Source organism: Peribacillus sp. NPDC097284, assembly GCF_044761765.1.
Lineage (GTDB): Bacteria > Bacillota > Bacilli > Bacillales > DSM-1321 > Peribacillus.
Window position 1 is genome coordinate 50,016 of sequence record NZ_JBIWCZ010000011.1, and the last position, 24,714, is coordinate 74,729.

The 24,714-nt window shown below is 42.4% G+C and carries 22 protein-coding genes; 14 read left to right on the forward strand and 8 right to left on the reverse strand.

All coding sequences use genetic code 11. From position 1 onward, the window contains the following. Window positions 1-415 precede the first annotated feature (415 nt). The 3 genes from ACIQXU_RS16980 to ACIQXU_RS16990 all read left to right on the forward strand — a co-directional run bounded on the left by ACIQXU_RS16980 (window position 416) and on the right by ACIQXU_RS16990 (window position 4,000). A complete protein-coding gene (locus ACIQXU_RS16980) occupies window positions 416-1,057 on the forward strand; it encodes a phosphate starvation-inducible protein PhoH (RefSeq protein ID WP_402991138.1) in 642 nt (213 codons plus the stop codon). After that, entirely contained in the window at window positions 1,054-1,662 is a 609-nt protein-coding gene (locus ACIQXU_RS16985; protein ID WP_402991141.1) for a hypothetical protein, read from the forward strand. The genes ACIQXU_RS16980 and ACIQXU_RS16985 overlap by 4 nt, the downstream gene beginning before the upstream one ends. Window positions 1,663-1,936: 274 nt before the next feature. Continuing rightward, window positions 1,937-4,000, forward strand: coding sequence for a catalase (locus ACIQXU_RS16990; protein WP_402991144.1), 2,064 nt, complete (start codon window positions 1,937-1,939; stop codon window positions 3,998-4,000). A gap of 65 nt (window positions 4,001-4,065) precedes the next feature. Here ACIQXU_RS16990 and pepT read toward each other — a convergent pair whose 3' ends face one another. The 3 genes from pepT to ACIQXU_RS17005 form a co-directional block, all read right to left on the reverse strand. Further along, the gene (gene pepT, locus ACIQXU_RS16995) at window positions 4,066-5,301 is read right to left on the reverse strand and encodes a peptidase T (RefSeq protein WP_402991146.1); all 1,236 of its coding nucleotides are present in this window, start codon (window positions 5,299-5,301) and stop codon (window positions 4,066-4,068) included. 168 nt (window positions 5,302-5,469) lie between these two features. Further along, window positions 5,470-6,927 carry an alpha-amylase gene (locus ACIQXU_RS17000; protein WP_402991148.1) on the reverse strand — a complete coding sequence of 486 codons (1,458 nt, stop codon included), beginning with the start codon at window positions 6,925-6,927 and terminating at the stop codon, window positions 5,470-5,472. A 299-nt stretch (window positions 6,928-7,226) separates the two neighbouring features. After that, a complete protein-coding gene (locus ACIQXU_RS17005) occupies window positions 7,227-7,412 on the reverse strand; it encodes a hypothetical protein (protein WP_402991151.1) in 186 nt (61 codons plus the stop codon). Window positions 7,413-7,709: 297 nt separating this feature from the next. Between ACIQXU_RS17005 and ACIQXU_RS17010 the strand changes: the two genes are divergently transcribed. Genes ACIQXU_RS17010 through rbsB form a run of 6 tightly spaced genes read left to right on the forward strand, consistent with a single transcriptional unit; the run spans window position 7,710 to window position 13,346 of the window. Next, window positions 7,710-8,693: a LacI family DNA-binding transcriptional regulator gene (locus ACIQXU_RS17010; protein WP_402991154.1), complete on the forward strand. Its 984-nt coding sequence runs from the start codon at window positions 7,710-7,712 to the stop codon at window positions 8,691-8,693. Continuing rightward, complete coding sequence (rbsK, locus tag ACIQXU_RS17015) at window positions 8,690-9,574, forward strand: ribokinase (RefSeq protein ID WP_402870027.1); 885 nt, start codon at window positions 8,690-8,692, stop codon at window positions 9,572-9,574. Before ACIQXU_RS17010 ends, rbsK begins: the two co-directional genes overlap by 4 nt. Beyond that, on the forward strand, window positions 9,571-9,963 hold the full coding sequence (gene rbsD / locus ACIQXU_RS17020; RefSeq protein WP_402870030.1) for a D-ribose pyranase: 393 nt from the start codon (window positions 9,571-9,573) through the stop codon (window positions 9,961-9,963). The genes rbsK and rbsD overlap by 4 nt, the downstream gene beginning before the upstream one ends. Before the next feature lie 18 nt (window positions 9,964-9,981). Continuing rightward, window positions 9,982-11,463, forward strand: a complete 1,482-nt coding sequence (locus ACIQXU_RS17025) for a sugar ABC transporter ATP-binding protein (RefSeq protein ID WP_402955036.1) — start codon at window positions 9,982-9,984, stop codon at window positions 11,461-11,463. 1 nt (window position 11,464) lies between these two features. Further along, window positions 11,465-12,409 carry an ABC transporter permease gene (locus tag ACIQXU_RS17030; RefSeq protein ID WP_402870036.1) on the forward strand — a complete coding sequence of 315 codons (945 nt, stop codon included), beginning with the start codon at window positions 11,465-11,467 and terminating at the stop codon, window positions 12,407-12,409. Between the two features lie 16 nt (window positions 12,410-12,425). Further along, on the forward strand, window positions 12,426-13,346 hold the full coding sequence (rbsB, locus tag ACIQXU_RS17035) for a ribose ABC transporter substrate-binding protein RbsB (protein ID WP_402870039.1): 921 nt from the start codon (window positions 12,426-12,428) through the stop codon (window positions 13,344-13,346). Window positions 13,347-13,457: 111 nt separating this feature from the next. Here rbsB and gdhA read toward each other — a convergent pair whose 3' ends face one another. Further along, entirely contained in the window at window positions 13,458-14,840 is a 1,383-nt protein-coding gene (gene gdhA, locus ACIQXU_RS17040) for an NADP-specific glutamate dehydrogenase (RefSeq protein WP_402870042.1), read from the reverse strand. A gap of 163 nt (window positions 14,841-15,003) precedes the next feature. Between gdhA and gltC the strand changes: the two genes are divergently transcribed. The 3 genes from gltC (at window position 15,004) to ACIQXU_RS17055 (ending at window position 18,692) form a co-directional block, all read left to right on the forward strand. Then, window positions 15,004-15,906, forward strand: coding sequence for a glutamate biosynthesis transcriptional regulator GltC (gene gltC, locus ACIQXU_RS17045; protein WP_402870044.1), 903 nt, complete (start codon window positions 15,004-15,006; stop codon window positions 15,904-15,906). A gap of 482 nt (window positions 15,907-16,388) precedes the next feature. Beyond that, window positions 16,389-17,381: a PTS sugar transporter subunit IIC gene (locus ACIQXU_RS17050; protein ID WP_402871292.1), complete on the forward strand. Its 993-nt coding sequence runs from the start codon at window positions 16,389-16,391 to the stop codon at window positions 17,379-17,381. A 102-nt stretch (window positions 17,382-17,483) separates the two neighbouring features. Next, window positions 17,484-18,692 (forward strand): class I SAM-dependent rRNA methyltransferase, encoded by a 1,209-nt coding sequence (locus ACIQXU_RS17055; protein ID WP_402991156.1) that lies wholly within the window; start codon window positions 17,484-17,486, stop codon window positions 18,690-18,692. 74 nt (window positions 18,693-18,766) lie between these two features. Here ACIQXU_RS17055 and ACIQXU_RS17060 read toward each other — a convergent pair whose 3' ends face one another. Together ACIQXU_RS17060 and ACIQXU_RS17065 are read right to left on the reverse strand one after the other, a co-directional pair. Continuing rightward, window positions 18,767-19,444 (reverse strand): lysoplasmalogenase, encoded by a 678-nt coding sequence (locus ACIQXU_RS17060; protein WP_402870050.1) that lies wholly within the window; start codon window positions 19,442-19,444, stop codon window positions 18,767-18,769. Between the two features lie 141 nt (window positions 19,445-19,585). Further along, the gene (locus ACIQXU_RS17065; protein WP_402870052.1) at window positions 19,586-20,854 is read right to left on the reverse strand and encodes a dicarboxylate/amino acid:cation symporter; all 1,269 of its coding nucleotides are present in this window, start codon (window positions 20,852-20,854) and stop codon (window positions 19,586-19,588) included. A gap of 618 nt (window positions 20,855-21,472) precedes the next feature. Here ACIQXU_RS17065 and ACIQXU_RS17070 point away from each other — a divergent pair. Next, window positions 21,473-22,228 carry a threonine/serine exporter family protein gene (locus tag ACIQXU_RS17070; RefSeq protein ID WP_402991159.1) on the forward strand — a complete coding sequence of 252 codons (756 nt, stop codon included), beginning with the start codon at window positions 21,473-21,475 and terminating at the stop codon, window positions 22,226-22,228. Between the two features lie 18 nt (window positions 22,229-22,246). Next, on the forward strand, window positions 22,247-22,699 hold the full coding sequence (locus ACIQXU_RS17075; protein WP_402870056.1) for a threonine/serine exporter family protein: 453 nt from the start codon (window positions 22,247-22,249) through the stop codon (window positions 22,697-22,699). Between the two features lie 64 nt (window positions 22,700-22,763). On the opposite strand, the gene ACIQXU_RS17080 is transcribed toward ACIQXU_RS17075, so the two are convergent. Next, window positions 22,764-24,299 carry a solute symporter family protein gene (locus tag ACIQXU_RS17080; RefSeq protein WP_402870058.1) on the reverse strand — a complete coding sequence of 512 codons (1,536 nt, stop codon included), beginning with the start codon at window positions 24,297-24,299 and terminating at the stop codon, window positions 22,764-22,766. A 7-nt stretch (window positions 24,300-24,306) separates the two neighbouring features. Continuing rightward, window positions 24,307-24,633: a DUF485 domain-containing protein gene (locus ACIQXU_RS17085; protein WP_402991185.1), complete on the reverse strand. Its 327-nt coding sequence runs from the start codon at window positions 24,631-24,633 to the stop codon at window positions 24,307-24,309. Window positions 24,634-24,714: the final 81 nt, after the last annotated feature.

Here is a 24,714-nt window from a genome sequence, read left to right on the forward strand (position 1 = left end):
AAAGAAAAAGGGTTTCTTCCATGGGGAGAAATCCTTTTTCTTTGGTTCCAAAGGAAATGGCTTTATAGAATTAAGATCCTTTCTTGCTAAAGTCACAAATTTTATTATTCAAAAAATAAATAAATCGATTCTAGAATATAATAATCGACATGAAACCTTTATAATTGGAGGTTTTTTATAAAAGGAAAAAATACTTCCATTGATAATGATTATCAATGATGATAAATTTAAAGTACGATTACTGTATAGTCCGTATCATGCTTATAGGGAAGTCCTTTTAGTCCCTTCTTTGGCGGATAGGGTTTTCCAGTAAAGTACAGGGGAACATCCCAATCTTGTACCCCTTAAGGATCTATTCACACAAAGTCTCACAACAGCATTGTTAGAGTTAGAGCAACACGAAGGAGGAAAAAAAGTGAATAAGAATAGAACGGACTTTCTGATGCTTGACACAGGAAGTTACTTTGGAAAGGCAAGGGTGAATGACCCGCAATATCAGGATGACTTTACCTTTGTTGATACATATGAACTGCCCAATATAGACTTAAAACCTTATAAATGCTTGGTCGTTCAAGGGTTAATCGATCAGAAATTCTTATTTAGACATAAAGAAGTCATTCGTGAGTTTTTGGATGATAAGAAGATTGTCGTTTTCAGTGGGAATTTGTTTTTGGACTGGTTACCTGGAGGTTCTTCCTTCATCCCTAAAACCATTCATAGTTACAAGGATTATGAGGTTTCAATCGATCATCGCCATCCAATCTTTGACGGGGTAGAGGAAGATGATATGACTTATAATAAAGGAGTTTCGGGATTTTTCGCAAGGGGGCACCATCCAATTCCCGAAGGAGCGGAAGTTCTGTTGACCTTACCTGGCGGAGAACCTATCACGTATATTGACAGGAATAGTACAAAGGGCACTATTTTGGTTCATGCAGGTAGTGACCTATTTGGTGCGATGAATGCGAGTGGAACGAAAAAGCGCATTGGTCCACAACTCATACAATGGGTACGGGATGAGTATTCAACGCTTCAGGAGAGAGGTGAAATGGGATGAGAAAAATTGCAGTCATCGATGGAGGCAGTTCGCAACATAATCGGACATATACCGAACCGAAATACAGAAAATACATTGAGAAACTTATTTATCTTCCCGATTTAGAAAAAACGTCTATAGATGAATTTGATGTAATCCTTCTTCCTTCCCAGTTGCATATGGGCCTACTCATGAAATCCATGAAGAAAATTATGGATTTTGCTGATGAGGGAGGGATCATCGTTTCCTTTGGACCACAGTTAAATGAATGGCTACCAGGCCATAATTGGGAATTCAGAGAAACGAACTTTTGGTGGTGGCTTGATAAGGATGCCAAAAGTGGTTTAGTGTTGCAACGTCCCGATCATGATTTATTCAGTCGCTATCTTACACTTGCCGATGCGACATGGCACCAACACGGGGTGTATTGGCCTCCGGCAGGGACAGATATCCTGGTTTCAACGGAAGATGGCGGAGCTGTCCTATACATCGACAAGGTTAGTACAAAAGGTACTTGGGTAATCATGACACTTGACCCCGACTATCATTACGGCTCATACTTCATGCCTGCGACCGAGAAATTCCTAGATGGATTTTTCCCTTGGCTTGCGGAAGGCGAAGTGTAAGAAGCAAAAAGATTATCATGAGTAATGGCTATGGAGAACAGCATCTCCGTAGCCATTTTTTTATAAAAAAACATGGAAGGAGTAGCGGATACATCTCTAGGTCGTCATTTGTCTTAAGCTTTTAAAGAACTCTTGTCCTATAACTTTTGTGATTCCTGTTTATCGATGAAATTAGGGTGGTATTAAAGAATAAGATACTTATTTAGCATACATACATCATGAAATGGACTATACATCGACTTTTATCGACAAGGTACTGGAGGGAAAGACAAGGATGAAAAAAGATAATGAACAAAGCAAGAACCAACAGTTGGAACAATATAGAGTGGATGATAACGGGAAAAAGATGACAACCAATCAAGGTTTGCGGGTTTCCGAAGATGAGCATTCTTTGAAGGCGGGTGACCGGGGTCCGACGTTGATGGAGGACTTTCATTTCCGTGAAAAAATGACTCATTTTGACCATGAGCGTATTCCTGAGCGAATTGTACATGCACGTGGATCAGGCGCACATGGTTATTTCCAGGTGTATGAGCCAATGGGCGAATTTACAAAGGCAAAATTTCTCCAAGACCCTTCTGTTAAGACCCCGGTATTTGTCCGTTACTCGACAGTAGCGGGTTCACGCGGCTCAGCAGATTCCGTCCGGGATGTCCGTGGATTTTCAACGAAGTTCTACACAGAAGAGGGGAACTATGACCTGGTTGGGAATAATATCCCGGTATTTTTCATACAGGATGCGATTAAATTCCCGGATTTGATCCATGCTGTTAAACCAGAACCCCATAATGAAATACCTCAAGCTGCAAGCGCCCATGATACATTTTGGGATTTTGTTGCGAACAATGAAGAAACAGCCCACATGGTAATGTGGCATTTGTCGGATAGAGCCATTCCTAGAAGCTTTCGCATGATGGAAGGATTCGGTGTCCATACTTTCCGTTTTGTGAATGCAGAAGGCGTCTCCCATTTCGTCAAGTTCCATTGGAAGCCTGTTCTTGGTGTGAAATCCCTTGTCTGGGATGAGGCACAGAAAATTGCCGGGAAAAATTCAGATTTCCACCGTCAAGACTTGTGGGAAGCGATTGAAGCAGGAAATTACCCCGAGTTCGAATTTGGCGTGCAAATGATTAAGGAAGAAGACGAGTTCAACTTCGACTTCGATATCCTGGATCCTACGAAACTATGGCCAGAAGAACAGATACCAGTGAAAATTATCGGAAAAATGGTATTGAATCAGAATACGGATAACTTCTTCGCCGAGACGGAGCAAATCGCTTTCCATCCCGGACATGTCGTTCCTGGTATTGATTTCTCCAATGATCCGTTACTTCAAGGACGATTATTCTCGTATACAGATACCCAACTATCACGATTGGGTGGTCCGAATTTCCACGAGCTCCCAATTAACCGTTCAGTAGCGCCGGTTAACAATAATCAACGTGATGGCATGCATCGTATGGCCATCAACCAGGGGAAAGTCAGCTATCATAAAAATGGACTTGCCAATAACTCTCCTGAACCGGCTTCAGAAGCGGAAGGTGGATATGCTCATTATCAAGAGAAGGTGGATGGCCGGAAAGTGCGTCAGCGTAGTGAAAGCTTTAAAGATCATTACAGCCAAGCGAAACTATTCTGGAATAGTATGACGGACGTGGAAAAAGAACATATAATCGAAGCTTTCCATTTTGAAGTGGGTAAAGTGAAAAGTAAAGATCTCCAACAACAAATTGTTGAGATGTTCAGCAATGTGGACTTGAAATTGGCTGAAAAAATTGCGCAAGGAGTCGGTGTAAACCCTCCTACCAATAAAAATGAATCAGAAGTGGAATTGACTTCACCGGCTTTAAGTCAGGAGCAAAATAAGATCATTACGCCTGCAACGCGTAAAGTGGCTGTATTGGCTGCCGATGGATTTAAGGGCTCTGAAATGGACCAAGTCATGGACGCATTTAAAACAGCTGGAATCATGGCTGAAATCATCAGTACGAATCGCGGAATGATTACGAGTGAAGAAGGGCAACAACTAGAGGTGAGTCAAAGCTTCCTGACTGCAGACTCGGTTTTATATGATGCCGTTTATGTGGCGGGTGGCAAGAAAAGCATTGAGCAATTGAAAGCTGTAAAAGATGCCATCTATTTTGTTGACGAAGCTTATAACCATTTCAAAGCGATTGGGGCAGGGACAGAAGCAGCCGATATTCTGATCCAGGCAGGAATACCAGCAGGTGATCCTATTGCAGGAGTTGTCACGATTACTGCAGATGCAGAGGGTAAATCCGCTGCTAGTTTCATTGAGGCGATTGCCCAACATCGACATTGGTCACGTGCACTATAAGAATACTCCACATGCAAAAGCCCAGACTGTATAGAGTCTGGGCTTTTCGCGTGTGGTTAAAGCGATTAAACCGCCTTTTCCTCAAAGATTGAAGCAATTCCAATAATGACATTTGTTGCTTTCACCATATTATCGACGGAGATGAATTCATATTTTCCATGGAAGTTTTCGCCGCCTGTAAAGATATTAGGGGTAGGCAGTCCCATATAAGAGAGCTGAGACCCATCTGTCCCTCCACGGATTGGAGAGATTTTTGGTTCAATCCCGAGCCTTTCCATGGCTTCGTATGCGATATCGACGATTTCTTTGACCGGTTCTATTTTTTCTTTCATATTGTAGTATTGGTCAGTCAATTCCAGTTTGACTTGTTCATGTCCATACTTATCACTTAACTCGGCGACAATTTGCTTGATGAAGTTTTTACGATCATTAAATTTTTGCTTATCGAAATCCCGGATGATATAGGATAGTTTAGTTTCTTCTACGTCTCCATGGAATGAGCTAAGATGATAAAAGCCTTCATATCCTTCTGTGTATTCCGGTGCTTCGTTAACAGGCAGTTTGCTATGTAGCTCCATGGCTATTTTAGCGGAGTTGACCATTTTTCCCTTGGCTGTGCCCGGGTGGATGTTCGTGCCCTTTATGGTAATCTTGGCAGACGCAGCATTAAAGCTTTCATATTCGAGTTCACCAAGCGGGCCACCGTCCACTGTGTAAGCAAATTGGGCATTGAAGGCTTCCACGTCAAATTTATGGGGACCTCTTCCAATTTCCTCATCGGGAGTGAAGGCCACGCGGATTTTTCCATGCTTGATTTCTGGATGTTGAAGTAAATAGTCCATAGCCGTCATGATCTCAGCGATGCCTGCTTTATTATCCGCCCCAAGAAGGGTTGTTCCATCCGTCGTGATTAATGTGTGTCCTTTGTAGTCATGAAGGGAGGGAAAGTCATCAGGTGATAGAATGACATTCAATGTTCTATGTAATAGGAGGTCACTACCATCATAGGCTTCAATGATCTGAGGTTTCACATCTTTCCCTGTGAAATCCGTTGCCGTATCCACATGGGCCAGGAAGCCGATTGTCGGAACCTGCTTTTCTGAATTGGCAGGCAAAGTTGCCATGACATAACCATTTTCATCAATGGTGACATCGGACATTCCGATAGCTTGTAACTCCTCCACCAACTGTTGGGCTAAATGCAGTTGCCCATCTGTGGAAGGACAACTGGAAACATCCTCGTTTGATTGTGTATCCACCTTCACATAAGATGTAAACCTCTCAATGATTTTATCTTTCATGATTCATCCAACTCCTTTTCCTTTATCTTACCATGGTTGCTGTGGATGGAGAAATCTTCGTGCATGCTTGAAATGGTGTAATGGGGGTTTCTTTGTCCATGAGAAACAACAGCAAAAACAGTAGGATCATGATGAACCTTACTGTTTTTGCTGTAGGAGGCAAATCACTTATTGATTGAGTGCCCAAACGGATACGCTTTTTCCATGAACGGGAAACGTTGCATACCCATCTTCCTCTATCGTAATGTGATCATCTCTATGGAAGGTTAGGTCGGTCCAGATTTCACCGGCGCGGTGCTCGCCAACAAACATCCTTTTCTCACTGTTTTGATCGCTGTTGGAGACGACGACGGCACATCCCGAGCCTTCTAGCTCTTCTACGCCTAGGCGAACCCAACCGATTGTATGGGGATCATCGAAATAATCCTTTTGCTCACCATAGGCTTTTTCATACCTTGCATGCAGGAGCCGGTCGATAATGTCTTTTTTACCTGGAACCGGGGAAGGACCGCCAATTCCATAGTAATCTCCATAAAAGACACAAGGGTAACCACAAAGTCTAAGCAGGATTAGGGCATATGCCGAGGGTTTGAACCAATCCTTAACCCATGATTCAAGTGATTCATGGGGCTGAGAGTCATGATTATCGACAAAAGTGACGGCCTGTGCCGGATTAGTTTGAACGAGGGTATGATCAAAGATGGTTGAGAGATCGAAGTCAGATCCTGCTTTTGAGGCTTCGTGAAATTTATAATGCAAGGAAACATCGAATAGGTTGAGGTCATGATTCGTTTGGTCTAAAAAAGTTTGACAGGCATTTACGTCTGCCTTCCAGAATTCACCCACCATAAAGAAATGTTCCTTTGTGTAAGGGATGAGTTCTTGTAAAAATTCATTGATGAATTCATAATCAATGTGCTTTACAGCATCTAAACGAAAACCATCGCATTTCAATGTGTCGACCATCCATTTTCCCCAGGTGATCATCTCCTGCCGAATTTCTGGAAGACTGTAGTCAATGTTGGCAAACATCAGGTAATCGTAGTTCCCAAATTCATTAATGACATGCTTACTCCAATGCTTATTTTCGCCTGTTATTCGGTAAACGCCCATTTTGTCATGTTTGGCGTCATAGTCTGTTCCATTAAAATGAGTATGGTCCCATTTAAAAGAGGAGTACTGATTATTACGTCCGGGAAAATCGAATGTTGTCCATCCCTCTATTTCAAATGGTTCCGATATGTCTTCCATCCTGTTCTCTGGATTGACTTCGATGACTTCGAACTTTTCAGTGCCATCAGCCCCAGCTTTATGGTTCATGACCAGGTCGATATATACGCATAGCCCGTAGTTATGACAGGCGGCAATCGCCTGATGCAATTCTTCCTTTGTCCCGTATTTAGTACGCACGGTGCCTTTTTGGTCGAATTCACCCAAATCGTACCCGTCATATATACCATACCCGTTATCTTCTAGGGATTGGCCCTTTGTAACAGGTGGAAGCCATATACAGTCAATTCCTGTATCCTTCAATTTCAGGGCCGCGTATTTCAATCTTTCCCAGTGCTTTCCATCCGCTTCTAAATGCCACTCGAAAAATTGCATCATCGTATGATTTCTTTTCATTCTTTCCCCCCTGACACCGACACGTTTGACAAGATACATATAGAACGATCGGAAAAGTGATAATGGAAATCTTTACCCTTTATAGAAAAATAATAAACAACTGAAAATGTTTAGATGAAAATAAAATTCTCCCTCCTATTATTTTACTACCTTGTAATAAAAATGGATATAGTGTTTCGGCTTGAAAAAAAATAAGGCGAAGTTATAGAGATTGGGCTTCTCCCTATTGTCGTATGTTTGCAACTTGGAAAAAGGCATCCCAAACTCGGGATACCTGATTGTGATGAAGTTATAAACGATTATCCCTTTCTTCCTCTGCGTCTAAAGGAGTGAGCAAAGGCTATCGCACCGAATAGTAATAAAAGGAGGGCAGATGATAGAATGATGGTTTCCTTGGAATAGCTACTGTTAATTCCACCACGTGAATCAAAATCTCGATTCATACCACGAGGCTGCATGGCCATACCATTTTCATCATTTCCCATGTTAGGAGCGGCACCGCACAGTTCATAAATGATTCATATATCCCACCCAATCGAGTGAGAAACCGACGAGTTTGTTGAAAACAGCGAAAGAAAAAGATCATCGATATGCATCCTAGGACAGGATTTAGAAAGGTAATCACATTTTACTCAGTGTAAATTTTAAAGGATGGTAGATTGTGTTACACTTTTTAGTTATTTATACCTACTAATTGCTAAGATAATAGGACTTGCCGTTCATATAAAATGATGATAAGCTAATGTGGAAACGGTTACAGATAACACATTGAGGTGAATGTATTGGCGACTATTCGGGATGTTGCGAAGGAAGCGGGATTTTCCGTAGCGACGGTTTCTAGAGTGATAAATGACAGCGGGTACGCACATGAAGATACAAGAAAAGCCGTCATGTTAGCTGTGGAAAAATTGAATTATAAGCCGAATGAGGTGGCTAGATCCCTCTATAAACGTAAATCTAAATTGGTAGGCCTTATTTTACCTGACATTACGAACCCCTTCTTTCCTGAGATGGCAAGGGGAGTAGAAGATTATCTCCAACAATATGGGTATCGGTTAATCTTTGGCAATAGTGATGAGAAGAGAAGTAAGGAAATGGAATATATAGATACTTTTTTGCAAAACAATGTAGTGGGAATGATTGCTTCTACAAGTGAGATAGGAAATGAAAGTTTTAGCAACCTGGAAATCCCCGTCGTCTTGCTGGACCGGACGGTAGAGGGACTGCCCGCGGTTTATTCCGACCAAAGGGCGGGTGGCCAACTGGCGGCCCGAATATTGATAGATAGAGGAAGTAAGGACATCGTTTTAATCAGGGGTCCTGTTGAAATAAAACCTGTGTATGACCGGTATGTAGCGGCAATGGAAGAGTTAAGGCTTGCAAAGGTGAAGTTCCATGTTGTGGACTCGCCGCTTACCATTCAAGGTGGTCAGGTCTGTGCGCAAGAATTATTTGAAAAATATCCACATGTAGATGGAGTCATTGCTTGTAATGATATAGTGGCAGCAGCGATTTTACAGGAGATCTTAAAAAGAGAAAAACGCATCCCTGATGACATCCAATTGATTGGGTACGATGATATTGCCTTCACAGCATTATTACACCCGCCTCTGTCGACTATTCGGCAGCCAGCTTATGAGATGGGAAAACAGGCAGCAGAGTTATTGATTAAAAGAATCAATCAGGAAGTAATAGAAGAGACACATAGAAAGCTTCCAGTTACATTTGTTGAAAGACTAACTACGAGAAAGAAGGCGGAGTCATGATAAAAATAGCAGTAGTCGGAAGTTCCTCGATGGACTTAGTCGTTACATCGCCTAAGCGTCCAATCGCAGGCGAAACGGTCCTTGGGGATTCTTTTGTAACAGTTCCAGGTGGAAAAGGAGCCAATCAAGCCGTTGCAGCAGCCCGTTTGGGTGCTGAAGTAACGATGGTCGGTTGTGTAGGAGATGATTTTTACGGAGAAATTATCCTCGAAAATTTAAAAAATAACGGCGTTTTTACCAATTTTGTGGAACCGGTTGCAGGTGAAGCTTCCGGAACTGCCCATATAACGCTTTCAGAGGGAGATAATAGCATTATAGTTGTTAAAGGTGCTAATGATTCCATCACCCCCGATTATGTCAAAAAGGCAATGAAAATTATAGAAGGGAGCGATATCGTCCTGGTTCAACAAGAAATACCGGAGGAAACTGTGGAGTTTCTTGCTGAATTATGTGAAAAGCTCCAGAAAAAATTACTGTTGAACCCTGCACCTGCACGTGAGATTAGTGAGCTTGTTATTCAGCGCTCATCCTTTATCACCCCGAATGAGCACGAATTCGACATTCTTTTCAAGGGAAGGGATCGGAGTGAAGTTTTGGCCGAATATCCTAATAAATTGTTTATCACAGAAGGGAAAGACGGAGTACGCTATTTCGATGGGGAACAAGAGAGAGTGGTTCCAAGTTTCGTGGTCGAGGCAGTCGATACAACAGGGGCCGGGGATACGTTTAATGCCGCCTTTGCTGTGGCTGTTGCAGAAGGGAAAGGTTTCGAAGAGTGTTTGCTCTTTGCTAACCGAGCAGCCTCTATTTCAGTAACGAAGTTTGGCGCACAGGGCGGTATGCCGACAAGGGAAGAAGTCGAAGGGAGCTTTAATTCATGAAGCGTCATGGAATCATCAATAGTTCAATCGCCAAGGTACTAGTCGATCTTGGACATACAGATTATATCGTCATTGGAGATGCAGGCCTGCCAGTTCCTGAGGGAGTGCTCAAAATAGATGTAGCATTAACACCGGGAACACCTTCTTTTCAAGATGTCGTTCGTGCCGTTCACGACGATATGGTTATTGAAAAGGTAATTGCGGCTAATGAAATCATAGAAAAAAATCCAGAACAGCATCTTTTCATGAAACAAGAATTCGGAGAATCGATTGATTATATTTCCCACGAGGAATTCAAAGTATTGACGCGTAAAGCAAAGGCAGTCATCCGTACAGGAGAAACGACGCCGTATTCCAATTGCATTTTGCAGTCTGGCGTATTCTTTTAACGAAATGAGGTGAAAAGTATGCAAATTGAAATGAGTAATATCTATAAGGCATTTGGCCAGAACAAGGTATTAGAGGGCGTACAGTTTTCTTTAGAGGCAGGGGAAGTCCACGCACTTATGGGGGAAAACGGAGCCGGAAAGTCAACCTTGATGAATATTTTGACCGGACTTCATAAACATGACCAGGGAACAATCATGATCAATGGCAAAGAGGTTTCCTTCAAGGACTCGAAGGAAGCGGAAAAAGCAGGATTGGCCTTTATCCGACAAGAGTTGAATATCTGGCCAGAAATGACGGTATTAGAAAACCTATTCATCGGTAAGGAAATGGTCAATGCTTTCGGTGTGTTGAAAAACAAACAAATGAAGGCTAAAGCCAATGAGATTTTTAAGACGCTTAATATTTCGCTTCCTTTTGATAAAGAAGCCGGTCTTTGCTCAGTTGGCGAACAGCAGATGATAGAGATTGCTAAAGCGCTGATGACGGATGCTGAGGTCATCATCATGGATGAACCAACCGCCGCCTTGACCGATCGGGAAATTGAGAAGTTGTTTGAAGTGATGAAAGGCCTAATAAAAAAAGGAGTATCACTTGTTTATATTTCTCATCGGATGGAAGAGATTTTTGCCATTTGTGACCGGATCACAGTCATGCGTGACGGTAAAACAGTGGATACCAAAAGAATCATAGATACCAATTTTGATGAAGTGGTCCAGAAGATGGTCGGTCGTGAGCTAGAGGACCGTTTCCCTCATCGTGAGGCATCCCCTGGAGAAGTGGTACTTGAAGTGAATGCACTCACTAAAAAAGGACTCTTTGAAGATATTCATTTTGCTGTCCGTCAAGGTGAAATTGTGGGTGTAGCCGGGTTAATGGGAGCAGGAAGAACGGAAATCATGCGTGCCATTTTCGGAATTGATCAAATAGGTAGTGGAGAGTTAAAGATAGAGGGTAAAAAGGTAGCCATACGTAAACCTACAGATGCAGTACGGCATGGTTTAGCCTTCATCACGGAAAATCGTAAAGAAGAAGGGTTGATCCTGGACTTTTCTATCCGCGAAAATATCGGCCTTCCAAACCTAAAGAGCTTTGCCCCTAACGGAATTGTAAAGACAGCTGATGAGAAAAAATTTGCGGAGATGATGGTCAAGCGTCTTCACGTGAAAACATCGTCTACAGAAGCGATTATTGGCAACTTATCTGGAGGAAATCAACAAAAAGTGGTCATTGCCAAATGGATTGGAACTTCTCCTAAAGTGTTGATCATGGATGAGCCGACAAGGGGAATCGATGTCGGAGCGAAACGTGAAATATATGAATTGATGAATGAATTAACAGAACGAGGCATCGCCATCATTATGGTTTCGTCAGAACTTCCTGAAATTGTGGGAATGAGTGACAGAGTTCTTGTTGTACACGAAGGTAAAATTGCCGGGGAATTGATGAAGAAGGAAGCAACACAAGAAAAAATTATGGCATTGGCAACAGGAGGAAACTAGGATGAAACTTGAGGCTGCAGGGAAAACTGGAATCTGGCAGAAATTTGGTCCATTACTTGCTTTGATTCTTTTATTTATCGTAATAACCGTTTTAAACCCATCATTCATGGAACCGAGTAACATCTTGAATCTATTGCGTCAAACCTCCATTAATGCATTGATTGCGTTTGGGATGACCTTCATTATTTTGACTGGCGGAATTGATCTGTCGGTCGGCTCCATTCTAGCACTATCCAGTGCACTTATGGCTGGCATGATGGTTTCAGGATTGGACCCTATTTTAGCTATATTAGTAGGCGTTTTATTAGGTACCATAATGGGTGTGATTAATGGGATTCTTATCTCGAAAGGAAAAATGGCGCCTTTCATTGTCACATTGGCAACGATGACCATTTTCCGTGGATTAACGCTTGTGTATACAGATGGTAAGCCGATTACGGGTATTGGTGACTCTTTGATGTTCCAATTGTTTGGTAGGGGATATTTCTTTGGAATTCCTGTTCCAGCGGTTGTGATGATCATCGCTTTCATCATTCTCTGGTTCTTGCTCCATAAAACATCATTTGGACGTAAGACGTATGCAATAGGTGGAAATGAGAAGGCTTCACGTATCTCTGGAATTAAAGTGGACCGGGTCAAGGTAGCTATTTATGGGCTTGCAGGCACAATGGCAGCGCTTGCCGGTGCCATTCTAACATCTCGTTTGAATTCAGCACAGCCGACTGCCGGTCAATCCTACGAAATGGATGCCATTGCTGCCGTTGTATTAGGCGGGACAAGCCTATCAGGAGGAAAGGGCCGGATGTTCGGTACGCTAGTCGGTGTCTTGATTATCGGTACATTGAACAACGGAATGAATTTACTTGGTGTGTCCTCTTTCTACCAGCAAGTCGTAAAGGGCGCAGTTATATTGGTTGCTGTTTTACTTGATCGTAAAAAATCATAAGTAGAGGTGTATCAAAATGAAAAAGGTTCTTTCGTTATTCATGGTTCTGTCTTTAGTGGTATTAGCAGCATGTTCAATGGAATCGGGATTCAATGATAATAAAAAAGAAGTAAAAGAGTCCATGAAAGACGTGAAGGTTGGAGTCAGCATATCTACATTAAATAATCCTTTCTTCGTTGCGTTGAAAGATGGGATTGAAAAAGAAGCGAAGGCAAAAGGCATGAAAGTGTCAGTGGTCGATGCACAAGATGATACAGCGAAACAAATAAGCGGGATTGAAGATTTGATTCTTCAAAACGTCGATATACTACTCGTCAACCCTACGGATTCGGCTGCGATTTCATCAGCGGTTCAATCGGCTAATGAAGCGGGCATTCCCGTCATAACAATTGACCGTTCTTCCGAGGAAGGCGACATTGAAACGTTCATTGCTTCAGATAATGTAGCCGGCGGAGAGACAGCGGCTGAATATCTTGTTAAACAACTTGGAGAACAGGCAAAAGTTGTGGAATTAGAAGGGGTTTCTGGAGCATCTGCAACGCGTGAGCGGGGGAAAGGGTTCCATAACATCGCAGATGAGCAATTAGATGTTCTGACAAGCCAAACGGCTGAATTTGACCGTACAAAAGGGCTTAACGTTATGGAAAACATCCTGCAAGGGAAAAAAGACATCCAAGCGGTCTTTGCTCATAATGATGAAATGGCATTAGGAGCAGTAGAGGCAATCAAAGCGGCCGGAAAAGACGTCATTGTCGTTGGTTTTGATGGAAACGAGGATGCTCTAAAAGCGGTTGAAAACGGTGAATTACAAGCAACCGTTGCTCAACAACCGGTCCTTATCGGTGAAGAAGCAGTTCATGCGGCTGAAAAAGTCCTGAAAGGCGAAAAAGTGGATAGTACGATTTCTGTTCCATTGAAGCTAGTGACTAAGGAATAAAAGTGTATGTAATAAAGGAGAGTGCCGGTATTTTGTCCGGCACTCTCCTTTGTTGTGGGATGTTACAATGAAGAGGAGGCGGTCCATTTGGACCGCCTCCTTCACTAGCTCTTAGAGTATTCCCTGAGTCATCATAGCGTCTGCTACTTTAAGGAATCCTGCAATGTTGGCACCGACAACTAAGTTGCCTGGAACACCATATGCTTCAGCTGCTTCTATACTATTTTTGTAAATATTTTTCATGATGCCATGCAGTTTTTCGTCGACTTCTTCAAACGTCCAAGGCATTCTGGCACTATTTTGTGCCATTTCAAGGGCTGAAACAGCTACGCCACCTGCATTGGCAGCTTTAGCTGGACCAAAGAGGACACCATTGTTAAGGAATACGTCAATCGCTTCAAGGGTAGAAGGCATGTTAGCACCTTCGCCGACCGCTTTTACATTGTTTTTGATCAGCAGTTTTGCTGCATCTTCATCAATTTCATTCTGTGTTGCACAAGGAAGGGCGATGTCGCATGGGATAGACCAAATTCCGTAACTGCCTTCAGTGTATTCCGCTTCAGGATGAACACTAACATAATCACATAGGCGTTTCCGTTCTACTTCTTTTAGTCGCTTAATCGTATCTAGGTTTAGACCGTTTTTATCATAAATGTATCCATTGGAATCACTGCAAGCGACTACTCTGGCACCTAATTGTGTTGCTTTTTCAATCGCATAGATGGAAACATTACCAGATCCCGAGATGACAACAGTACTGCCGTTGAATTGTAGTCCTTTATCTTTTAGCATTTCTTCAACGAAGTAAACCGTTCCATAGCCGGTTGCTTCTGTACGTGCTAGACTGCCTCCGTAACTAATGCCTTTACCGGTTAAAACGCCGGCATGGTAGCTTCCCTGCATTTTCTTATACTGACCGAACAGATACCCGATCTCTCTGGCTCCCACTCCGATATCCCCAGCCGGTACGTCGGTGTCTGGTCCTATATGTAATCCAAGTTCTGACATGAAGCTTTGGCAGAAACGCATGATTTCACCATCTGATTTTCCTTTTGGATCAAAGTCGGCGCCACCTTTACCTCCGCCGATCGGTTGACCTGTTAAAGAGTTTTTAAAGATTTGTTCAAATCCTAGAAACTTGATGATGCTTGCATTTACCGTTGGATGGAAACGTAGGCCGCCTTTATAGGGTCCGATTGCGTTATTGAATTGTACGCGGAAACCTCGATTCACGTGTACATTACCTAGGTCATCGACCCAAGGGACACGGAAGGTGATCATTCTCTCTGGTTCAACGATCCGCTCTAGTATCCCGTTTTTCATATAATCCGGATGTTGTGCAAATACCGGTACCAACGAAAGGAAGATTTCCTTTACAGCTTGTTGGAATTCACTTTCGTGGGGATTGCGTTCTTTCACTTTTGCATATACGTCGCTTACGTATTCTTTTGCAACTTGCAATTCATCTTGCTGGATTTCTTGGGATGTTATCATCTTCATTTAGCTCCCTTTTTTTTGTTATTTAGTAAAATAATTATAAGTAGTATTATCGATGGGTTCTTATGTGATAGTTTCATGATATAATTTAAATTCTAAAAGAACAATCTGAATATTAGATAAATTACATGCTGTTTTGATATGAAAGAAGGAACCAACATTGGAATTAAGACAAATCGAGTACTTCATTGAAGTGGCAAAACGAGAACATATGACTGAAGCAGCCGTGGCGTTGCATGTGGCCCAATCTGCGGTTAGTCGTCAAATATATAATTTAGAAGAAGAACTGGGTGTGCAGTTATTTATCCGTGAAGGACGGAAAATCAAGCTGACCCCCATAGGAAATACCTTTCTCATACATATGCAGAAGGCAGTCGACATGATTGAACGGGCAAAACGGGAGATGGCTGAAAGCTTGGATCCGGAAAAGGGAACGATTCGGATCGGTTTTCCGAGTAGTTTAGCTTCCTATATATTGCCAAAGGTCATTTCTGACTTCAGGGAAATATACCCGCAAGCTAAATTCACATTAAAACAAGGATCCTATCGCTACTTAATAGATTCTGTAATAAAAGGAAATATCAATATGGCCTTGATAGGTCCGTTACCACCGAATGAAAAGAAAATTCATGGAGAAACGTTATTTATTGAACAGCTAGTTGCCCTTCTATCGGAAAATCATCCATTGGCAAAGAGGAAGTCCATCAAGTTAAATGAATTACAGGGAAACCCATTCATTGTCTACCCTAAGGGATATGTTCTGCGGGAACTGGTCATGAAGGCGTGTAAGCTCAACGGCTTTGAGCCGGAGGTTGCCTTCGAAGGGAAAGACACCGATGCTATTAAAGGGTTGGTGGCAGCCGGGCTTGGCGTCACGCTGATACCCGAAATTTCTTTGATTGATAGCCTGCCTCGCTTCACGGTGAGATTGCCTTTAGAGGAACCTTCCGTAACACGTGCAGTTGGTGTTATCATTCCTACTGAAAGAGAATTAATGCCAACGGAAAAGTTATTTTATAAATTTCTTAGAGAAACCTTTGCTACCCTTGAAGGCTTTCAATAGTAGGAAAGGTAAGGACATAAACCTAAAAAAGGAGAATCCGCTGTAAAGTGGTTCTCTTTTTTGTTAGGAAAGAAAAAATCGTCTATTATAGTGAAATAACTAAGGAATCGGAGGAGTGAAGGGATTGATTATATGGATAATTTAACCATAAACCTTGTGCCAAATAGTCATGAAGATAATAAGTGGAAGCGAAATGGTTAGCGCTAAATGAAGAAATCATTCCTTTTTGTAAGCGTTTTTATTTTATTAGAATATAAATCCTGTTTACATTGTCAGAATATTCGTGTTACTATACGAACAAGCTCAATTAATGAAGGAGAAAATCAATTGTCTAACCTCTATCTTACGATGGATAGTTTGGGGTATATTCTACCTTTTATATAGGCTTAGCGTAGTCAGTTTTTTATTTGATATTTAATATTAGAATATTTAAAAAATAGGAGTGGAATCCAGTGAGCAGAAAAGAATACATCACAGAACGAATGTATAAGGCTTCAACGGGAATCGCTAATGCTGTATTGGTAACATTAGGGATCGGTTTATTGTTTGAATCAATAGGAGGGTATTTAGACTGGGAAGTCTTCCTTGCAATCGGCGGGGCTACTAAGGTCTTGTTGGCACCAGCTTTAGGAGCTGGAATAGCATACCAACTCGGGGGTAATTCGTTGGTCATCTTTAGTGCGATGGCTTCAAGTGCGGTCGGTGGAGCTGCAATTAACCGAACGGCAGAGGGGGCTTTTACGATTGTCACCGGTCAGCCGATCAGTGCTGTTCTGGCTGCATTGATTGCCACGTATGTCGGTAAACGTTTGATAGGGAAAACCAAGTTGGATATCATGGCCATCCCGTTGGCTGCTGTCCTTGTCGGAGGGGTGTCAGGTTATGGACTTGCGCTTGTTACGACACCGTTACTGACTTGGTTAAGCGGTCAAATTACCGCCGCTGTTTCCGGTTCTCCTTTAATTGGTTCCATGGTCATTGCGTTAGTCTTTAGCATTTTATTGATGACACCGGCTTCTTCCGCTGCTTTAGCAATTGCGCTCCAGTTGGATCCCGTTTCTAGTGCGGCAGCGTTAATTGGGTGCACTGTTCAGTTTGTTGGCTTTACTGTTATGTCTTATAAAGATAATGATATGGGCGGTTTTCTAGCCCAGATGGTCGTGACTCCAAAGGTTCAATTTCCCAACTTAATAAAGAATCCGTTATACGTCATTCCGCCATTCGTGGCAGCTATTGTCTGTGCTCCAATTGCCACGATGGTCTTTGATTTTCAAGTGTCTTATGAGCTTGGAGGAATGGGGCTAAGCTCCTTAATCGCTCCGATTGCCGTACTGACGGGTCAAGGGTTGTATACGTTTCTTATCTATGTGGCAGTAGGGATGGTGCTGCCCGCCTTAATTACCATCGTTTTACACCGGGCCTTGAAAGTGATGGGGAAAGCCCATGCCGGGGACCTTCACTTGAAAATCTCATGAATCGATAGAGTTTTAGAAACCAGCTTGGTCAGGGAACCAAGCTGGTTTTTATTTATGTGGGGATTAGGGTAAAATGGGGAGGAAAGCAATACCAAAGATAGGATGATATATTTGATAAAAGAAATAGATGTAAAAGTTAAAACTAAATTCGTAAGTAAAATCGCAAAAGGCTATCCTCTGATTGCCAAGGAGGCGATTGGCAACCTCAATGACCTTCAGGAAGAAGGATGCTTGTTGCGATTGGTCGACGAAAACAATCGCTTTCTTGCCAAGGGCTATTATGGAAGACAGAATAAAGGCTATGGATGGGTGTTGACGCACAAAGAGGGCGAAAACATTGACCAGGAGTTTTTTAATCAAAAAATCCAGGCTGCTTATGACTATCGAAAGCCTTTCTTCAAAGATAACGAAACGACGGCATTCCGCTTCTTCAATGGTGAGGGAGATGGAGTTGGTGGGATAATCATTGATCACTACGAGGGCAACTATGTCATCAACTGGTATAGCAAGGGAATCTATTCATTTAAAGACTATATTATTAAAGCCTTGCAGAATACGGTCAATGTCAAATCCATCTATCAGAAGAAACGCTTTGATACAAAGGGACAATATGTAGAGGAAGATGACTTTGTCATGGGTGTGCAGCCGGAATTTCCACTTATCGTCAAGGAAAATGGTGTTCAATTTGCGGTTTACCTGAACGATGGAGCAATGGTAGGCGTTTTCCTCGATCAACGTGATGTTAGAAGGACCATCAGGGATAAGTATGCAAAAGGGAAAACTGTCTTGAATATGTTCTCTTACACCGGTGCCTTCTCTGTATTTGCAGCTTTAGGCGGTGCCATTAAAACGACAAGTGTGGACTTGGCTAACCGCAGTTTGCCTAAAACGATTGAACAATTTAACGTGAATGGAATTGATCCAGAAGCGCAGAACATCGTCGTAATGGATGTATTTAATTACTTTAAGTATGCGATGAAGAAAGCTCTGAAATTTGATATAGTCATCCTGGATCCGCCGAGTTTTGCCAAATCAAAGAAGTTTACCTTTAGTGCTGGTAAAGACTATACGAACTTATTGAAAGATGCTATTGCCATTACAGAGGACAATGGAGTGATTATTGCATCTACGAACTGTAGCACCTTTGATATGAAAAAATTCAAAAGCTTCATTGACGCGGCATTTAGAGAAATGAATGGAAAATATGAATTGATGGAAGAGTTCACGCTCCCCACCGATTTTAGAACAAATTCGAACTTCAAAGAGGGCAATTATTTAAAAGTGGCATTTATCAAGAAAATCAAAGGATGAAATCCCTATGTAGGTATGCAACGGTCTGGAATAAGACTGTGCATACCTTTTTTATGTATCGAATAGGAATGAAATTAGTCGTATATAGTCGGTTCATCATACTTTCTGTTTATCAATGAAGGATAAGCATATTTTGGCCGAATGCTAGAAGCGATGAAGAATTGAGCTGTATAGTAGGTAAGCATGATCAGGGGACCGGCAAAGGTAATATCTTCGACGAATTTATTCCAGGATAAAATGGAGTCTGAAATGACAAACAGCAAACCACCGATAATGGCGGCTGCCTTCCCAGTCATGAATGCGGTCCAGCCCATGATGGAAATCACGGTTATATAGCAAATGACGGGAATGATCAAACTGCTCTCCCCCTTCTCAGTCAAAGAAAGAACTATTTCCCGGCCAATCCAAGTGGAATAGACCCCAATGGGAAGAATGCTTGCCATGCGCAGCCATGAAAAATTCCACTGGTTCAAGAATGCGGCAATATAGAAGATGTGTCCAATCAAGAAAGCCGTTAGGCCAATAACAAACCAGATTAATAAGCCGTCACCTAGCATGCAAAAGAATAGACCAAGTAATACAAGTTGTTGATAGCGGGTCATACGATCCATATTTTTGGTGTAGGCATAAAACAGGATCAATATCATGGGGATAATCTTGAATAGAATCTTTATAGCTAACGGTTCTTCAGGTATGAAAAATATATAGAGTAAGCCCATGATAAGAATTCCAGCAGGCAGCCACTTATTCAATATTCTACCCCTCCTCGCGTTCTTTCTCCTTTAATTCGATTTAAGGAAGGGAAAATCCTTTTCTGCTGAAAACTTGTTAGAAGACAATTAAGGAATAAAAAAATAGACTCCAAATCTCTTGGAGTCTATTTCATACGAAGCTTATATAGTAGGATCCTCTTTTACAAAGGCCTGTTTTACCCAGTTCTTACCCTCGACAAGCCGTGTGACAAGCATAGCGCACACGGTATTCCCTGTTGAGTTTAGAAGTGTAGCGGGTGCATCGATAATGGTAGAGATGACAGCAATAATTGGTAAGACTTCGATAGGGAAGCCAAACACGCTTAGAATCAACATTTCCCCAATCATGCCACCTCCAGGAATGGCGCCCATGACCGCACCGACTAAAAAGGCCACGGCAAGGATGCTTAGAATGCTGGAAATACTCGTCATATCTTTGCCGAATAGGGTGAAAAGGAAAACAATCTTCAAGACACCACCAAATACAGAACCATCTTTATGTGTGTTGGCCCCAAGTGGGATGATTGTTTCGGCAATATCCTTTGGTACACCCATTTTTCGGACGTATTCCAAGTTGACTGGAATCGAAGCCGCACTCGAGCAGGTAGCGATGGCTGTAATGGAAGGCGTGAATGCGTTTTTCCAGAACAATTTAATACCCTCTTTGCCACCAGCAAGAAAGGCATATAGAGTGAAGAACCCAAAATAATAGATCACGGTCAAAATGAGATAAAGAACGAATGTACGTGCATAACCTTCTAAAATTTGTGGTCCAAGCTGACCGATGATGGAAGCGAAGTAAGCGCCTAGACCAATCGGTGCATAATACATGACAATTTTAACGACTTTCATCATCACAGCCGTACCAGCTGATAAAAACACAGTAATCGGTTTGGCTTTTTCGCCGACTAATGCGGTGGAAAGTCCAATTAAAACAGAGAAGACAATTAACTGTAGCATATTGCTTCTTGAGAACAGTTCGGGAAAGTCGGAGACCGTAACCGTTTGAACGAGCTGGCTAAGTAATGAAACCTCTTCAACAGGCTCCTGTGAACCACCATTTTCCATTAGTTCTTTAATCGCAGTGGTATCTGTGCCTTCCAATGGATTGATGATAGTTGTCCCAACGAAGCCAATTACGGCAGCCAGCGCAGCTGTTGCTAAGAAAACGAAGACGATGCTGCCCATGATTTTCCCTAGACGATTCATCCCATTCATATTGGCGATGGCCGAAGAGATACTGAAAAATACCAGTGGCACAATTATTGTGAACATTAAATTTAGAAATAAGTCCCCCAGCGGCTGGATGATGGAGGTCTTCTCTCCAAATATCAGACCAGCTATACCGCCAATAATAATTGCCGTCAGCAATATTAAAGAGGATCGATAGTTTTTAAAGAAGCTTTTCATGAAATATTCCTTCCTTTCAGGATGTGGCTAACAATAATTACACGCTCAATTATCAACTTTAGAGCGTAGTTTGACAATAATTAATTAAAGGAAGTTTAGTTAAAAGAATAATCAGATAAAAATAGTGCGGTGAGTTAGCAGTTTGCATTTGAGAAATCTCTCATGTGTTATGCAACAATGAATATCAGAATCTTTGGAAAAATCGGTAGGACTAGGGGGCAATTTGGTTGACCATGACGGATTAGAAAAGGTGAATTCGATAAAATTACTGAAATAAGAGACATGTTCAATTGGCCAACGAGGTGGATATGCCTGTTACCAAGTACCGTGGATGTTGGGGCAGTTGAAAGTTTAGTGGGATTCCAGTCTTTAAGAACCAGCCCTTGCAGGATGTAGAAGGCTTGATGAGGTTACTAGGTGGAAAAGGGGGTACCCGTCGATTAGCGTAATGAGGAATATAAATAATAGGGAGCGATATGTTAGAATAATCGGCTTATTTAGGAAGGGTTAGCTATATCCTTTTTTCGAAAATTAGGCTATCATGGAATGAATTTGGAAGGGTTAGTTTTTACTTATAAAGCAAGCATTTCCTATATAGGAAGTAATGGAGAGGATACGATGGAAAGTCAGTTTCAGACGAATGAAATTATAGATGTTTGTTTGCTTGCAGGGAAAATCATGCTCCAAAACGGCGCGGAAACCTCCAGGGTGGAAGATACGATGGTTAGGATAGCGGCCGCTTTTGGTTGTGATGAATCGCATAGCTTTTCAACGCCGACAGGAATTATCTTCTCCTTGGATGGGGAACACCCCGCCTCTAAGCTAATCAGGGTTTCCCAAAGGTCCACTGATTTACACAAGGTGACGTTAGTGAACAGCATTTCCCGTAGCATATCAAGTCGGGAAATGACGCCACGGCAAGCTTATTCCCGTCTGAAGGAAATAGAAAAGGAAGGCATGGGGTATTCCGTGTGGGTACAGATTTTTGCAGCCTTCATATCAAGTGGTTGTTTTTTAATTATGTTCCAAGGACAGTGGAGTGATTTTATCTGGTCGTGTATCGCCGGAGGGTTAGGGTTTTCTTGCCTGCTGTATTTGCATTGGTTATTGGAGGTCCGTTTTTTTGCCGAGTTTATCGCTTCGTTAGTTGTGGGCATGGCCGCTATGTTATTTGTGCAATTCGGTTTGGGTAGTCAATTGGATAAGATTATTATTGGAGCCGTGATGCCACTTGTGCCGGGATTATTAATTACGAATGCAGCAAGGGATTTAATTGCAGGGCATTTAGTTTCAGGGCTGTCCAAAGGAGCAGATGCAGGTTTGACCGCCTTGGCCATTGGTACTGGGATTGCGGTTGCCTTTGTTTTCCTATGATGTTGGGGAGGTAGAAAAATGATTGCACAGTTAATTACAAGTTTTATTGCCTCTGCTGCATTTGGAGTCATTTTCAATGTGCCAAAAAAATCGTTGATTCAATGTGGTACGGTTGGAATGGTAGGTTGGTTTCTCTATTATTATCTGGTCGAAAATGAGATAAATAGCATTGCTGCTACATTGGCAGCGGCATTCCTCGTAGCAGTTATCAGCCAATATTTTGCGAAGAGGTATAAAACACCGATTACAATCTTTAATGTGTCAGGGATTATCCCACTCGTGCCTGGGGGACTATCCTATGATGCGATGAAGCATTTTGTGGAAAATGATTTCAATATGGCCGTCCAACTGGCAGCAAAAGCATTTATGCTAGCGGGAGCGATTGCCATGGGTTTGATTTTTGCTGAGGTTATGAATCAGTTAGTGAATAAATACAATAAAAGAAAATTAAAGAGGCTAAACAAGATATAGAAATAGCTGGAATGTTACCAAATCGAAAAGAGGGGGAAGATGATCCCCTCTTTTTCAATTTGGGTTAAATTGAATCCTTCATCCCCGTATTAGCCTTGACTAATATTTCATCATATTTCTTGGCATCCGCTTTTTTACTGGACAACAAGGTTCCTACGATTGCAGCGATAAAGCCAATCGGGATGGAGATGATTCCTGGATTTTCAAGAGGAAAGAGCGGATTCCCTACAAAGATGGCATTCCCATCCGGAGACCAGACATTCGGGCTTAAGAACACGAGCAACAGGGAGCTGATTAGGCCGACAAGCATGCCTGTGACTGCTCCGGCTGTGTTGAAGCGTTTCCAGAATACCGTAAAGAGAATGATGGGAAGATTGGCGCTAGCGGCAACGGCAAAGGCAAGGGATACAAGGAAGGCAACATTCATATTTTGGGCAAATAGAGCAAGGATGATGGAAAGGATGGACACCCCGATGGATGCCCAACGAGCGGCCACGACTTGTTCTTTATCAGTGGCTTCACCTTTACGAATGATATGACCATAAAAGTCATGGGCAAAGGCGGAGGCGGCAGATAGAACAAGACCGGCCACAACCGCTAAGATGGTAGCAAAAGCAACGGCTGATACAAAGGCGAAAAGGAAATCCCCGCCTAGGGCTTCAGCAAGCAAGGGAGCAGCCATATTGCCAGCAGAATTCGCTCCAACGATTTTGTCATATCCTACGAAGGCTGCTGCCCCGAATCCAAGGAATATGGTCATGATATAGAAAATTCCAATGATCCATGTAGCATAGACCACGGACTTTCGCGCAGTGATGGCATCTTTCACTGTAAAGAATCGAATGAGTATATGCGGAAGTCCAGCCGTTCCTAGCACGAGGGCCAGATTGAGTGATAAAGTGTCCAATGGATCTTTAAACTTGTTTCCTGGGTTCAGGAAATCACCTCCGAGAGGAGTGGCTGTTTTCATCTGCCGGAACATCTCCAACACACTGAAGTCGAATTTTGCCAGTACGATAATGGAGATGATGAATGTCCCGGCCATCAATAAAACGGCTTTGACGATTTGCACCCAGCTAGTTGCGGTCATCCCACCAAATACGACGTATACGGTCATTAAAACCCCAACAATGATAACGGAGTATAAGTAATCGATTCCAAGTAATAATTTTATGAGGGCGCCTGCACCGACAAGTTGGGCAATCATATAAAAGGTAGAAATGGAAATCGTATTTAAAGCAGCCACGCCGCGTACCTTCTTTTCATTGAAGCGTGCAGCAATCATGTCGGCAAGAGTGTATTTCCCAAGATTACGAAGGGGCTCGGCTACAATATAGAGTACGACGAGGTAAGCGACTAGAAAACCGATGCTATAGAAGAAACCATCGAATCCAGAGAGTGCGACCATCCCCGCAATTCCCAGAAATGAAGCGGCGGACATATAGTCCCCGGCTATTGCCCAGCCATTTTGCCAACCGGTTAGACTGCTATCCGCCGTATAGAAGTCAGCTGTCGTTTTGGTGCGGCGTGAGGCAAAGAAGGTTATGACCAAGGTTAGACCGACTATGAGAAGAAATAAGACAAAAGCAAGTACATTCATGCCCTCTTCACCCCCTTCCTTTCGCTTCTTTTAAAATATGTTCGACAAGCTTGTCGAAAGTTGCAGCCTTTTTGGAGTAAAGCACACATAGGGTCCATGTCATGATGAATTGTGCGAAGGCAAGCACCCAGGCCCAACTGATAGCGCCGAAAGCATTTGAATTCAGGACTGTAGAATAGGAAGTGAGAATGGGTAAGGAGAAATAAAAGACCATGAAAAAGATGGAAAGTGGAACGATGAACTTACGTTTTTTTCTAAGGAGATCTTGAAATGATGGTGATTGGACAATTTCGGTGTAATTTGTGGAAGCGCTTACTTTTTGATCTTCAGCCATTGATTCATTTGATGGCAATGTGGTTCCCCCTTTATAAATCAAGATAATTTACCTAGTGGAGCCCGATAACACTCTCAGTAT

What these genes read in the sequence shown, in the direction of transcription:
- pepT (WP_402991146.1), bottom strand. Translation starts at nt 5,301, where the DNA reads ATGAAAGATAAAATCATTGAGAGGTTTACATCTTATGTGAAGGTGGAT.
- ACIQXU_RS17000 (WP_402991148.1), bottom strand. Translation starts at nt 6,927, where the DNA reads ATGAAAAGAAATCATACGATGATGCAATTTTTCGAGTGGCATTTAGAA.
- gdhA (WP_402870042.1), bottom strand. Translation starts at nt 14,840, where the DNA reads ATGATAACATCCCAAGAAATCCAGCAAGATGAATTGCAAGTTGCAAAA.
- rbsD (WP_402870030.1), top strand. Translation starts at nt 9,571, where the DNA reads ATGAAGCGTCATGGAATCATCAATAGTTCAATCGCCAAGGTACTAGTC.
- ACIQXU_RS16990 (WP_402991144.1), top strand. Translation starts at nt 1,937, where the DNA reads ATGAAAAAAGATAATGAACAAAGCAAGAACCAACAGTTGGAACAATAT.
- ACIQXU_RS17065 (WP_402870052.1), bottom strand. Translation starts at nt 20,854, where the DNA reads ATGAAAAGCTTCTTTAAAAACTATCGATCCTCTTTAATATTGCTGACG.
- ACIQXU_RS17075 (WP_402870056.1), top strand. Translation starts at nt 22,247, where the DNA reads ATGATTGCACAGTTAATTACAAGTTTTATTGCCTCTGCTGCATTTGGA.
- ACIQXU_RS17055 (WP_402991156.1), top strand. Translation starts at nt 17,484, where the DNA reads ATGATATATTTGATAAAAGAAATAGATGTAAAAGTTAAAACTAAATTC.
- rbsK (WP_402870027.1), top strand. Translation starts at nt 8,690, where the DNA reads ATGATAAAAATAGCAGTAGTCGGAAGTTCCTCGATGGACTTAGTCGTT.
- ACIQXU_RS17085 (WP_402991185.1), bottom strand. Translation starts at nt 24,633, where the DNA reads ATGGCTGAAGATCAAAAAGTAAGCGCTTCCACAAATTACACCGAAATT.
- ACIQXU_RS17070 (WP_402991159.1), top strand. Translation starts at nt 21,473, where the DNA reads ATGGAAAGTCAGTTTCAGACGAATGAAATTATAGATGTTTGTTTGCTT.
- rbsB (WP_402870039.1), top strand. Translation starts at nt 12,426, where the DNA reads ATGAAAAAGGTTCTTTCGTTATTCATGGTTCTGTCTTTAGTGGTATTA.
- ACIQXU_RS17080 (WP_402870058.1), bottom strand. Translation starts at nt 24,299, where the DNA reads ATGAATGTACTTGCTTTTGTCTTATTTCTTCTCATAGTCGGTCTAACC.
- ACIQXU_RS17050 (WP_402871292.1), top strand. Translation starts at nt 16,389, where the DNA reads ATGTATAAGGCTTCAACGGGAATCGCTAATGCTGTATTGGTAACATTA.
- ACIQXU_RS17030 (WP_402870036.1), top strand. Translation starts at nt 11,465, where the DNA reads ATGAAACTTGAGGCTGCAGGGAAAACTGGAATCTGGCAGAAATTTGGT.
- ACIQXU_RS17005 (WP_402991151.1), bottom strand. Translation starts at nt 7,412, where the DNA reads ATGGGAAATGATGAAAATGGTATGGCCATGCAGCCTCGTGGTATGAAT.
- ACIQXU_RS16985 (WP_402991141.1), top strand. Translation starts at nt 1,054, where the DNA reads ATGAGAAAAATTGCAGTCATCGATGGAGGCAGTTCGCAACATAATCGG.
- ACIQXU_RS17025 (WP_402955036.1), top strand. Translation starts at nt 9,982, where the DNA reads ATGCAAATTGAAATGAGTAATATCTATAAGGCATTTGGCCAGAACAAG.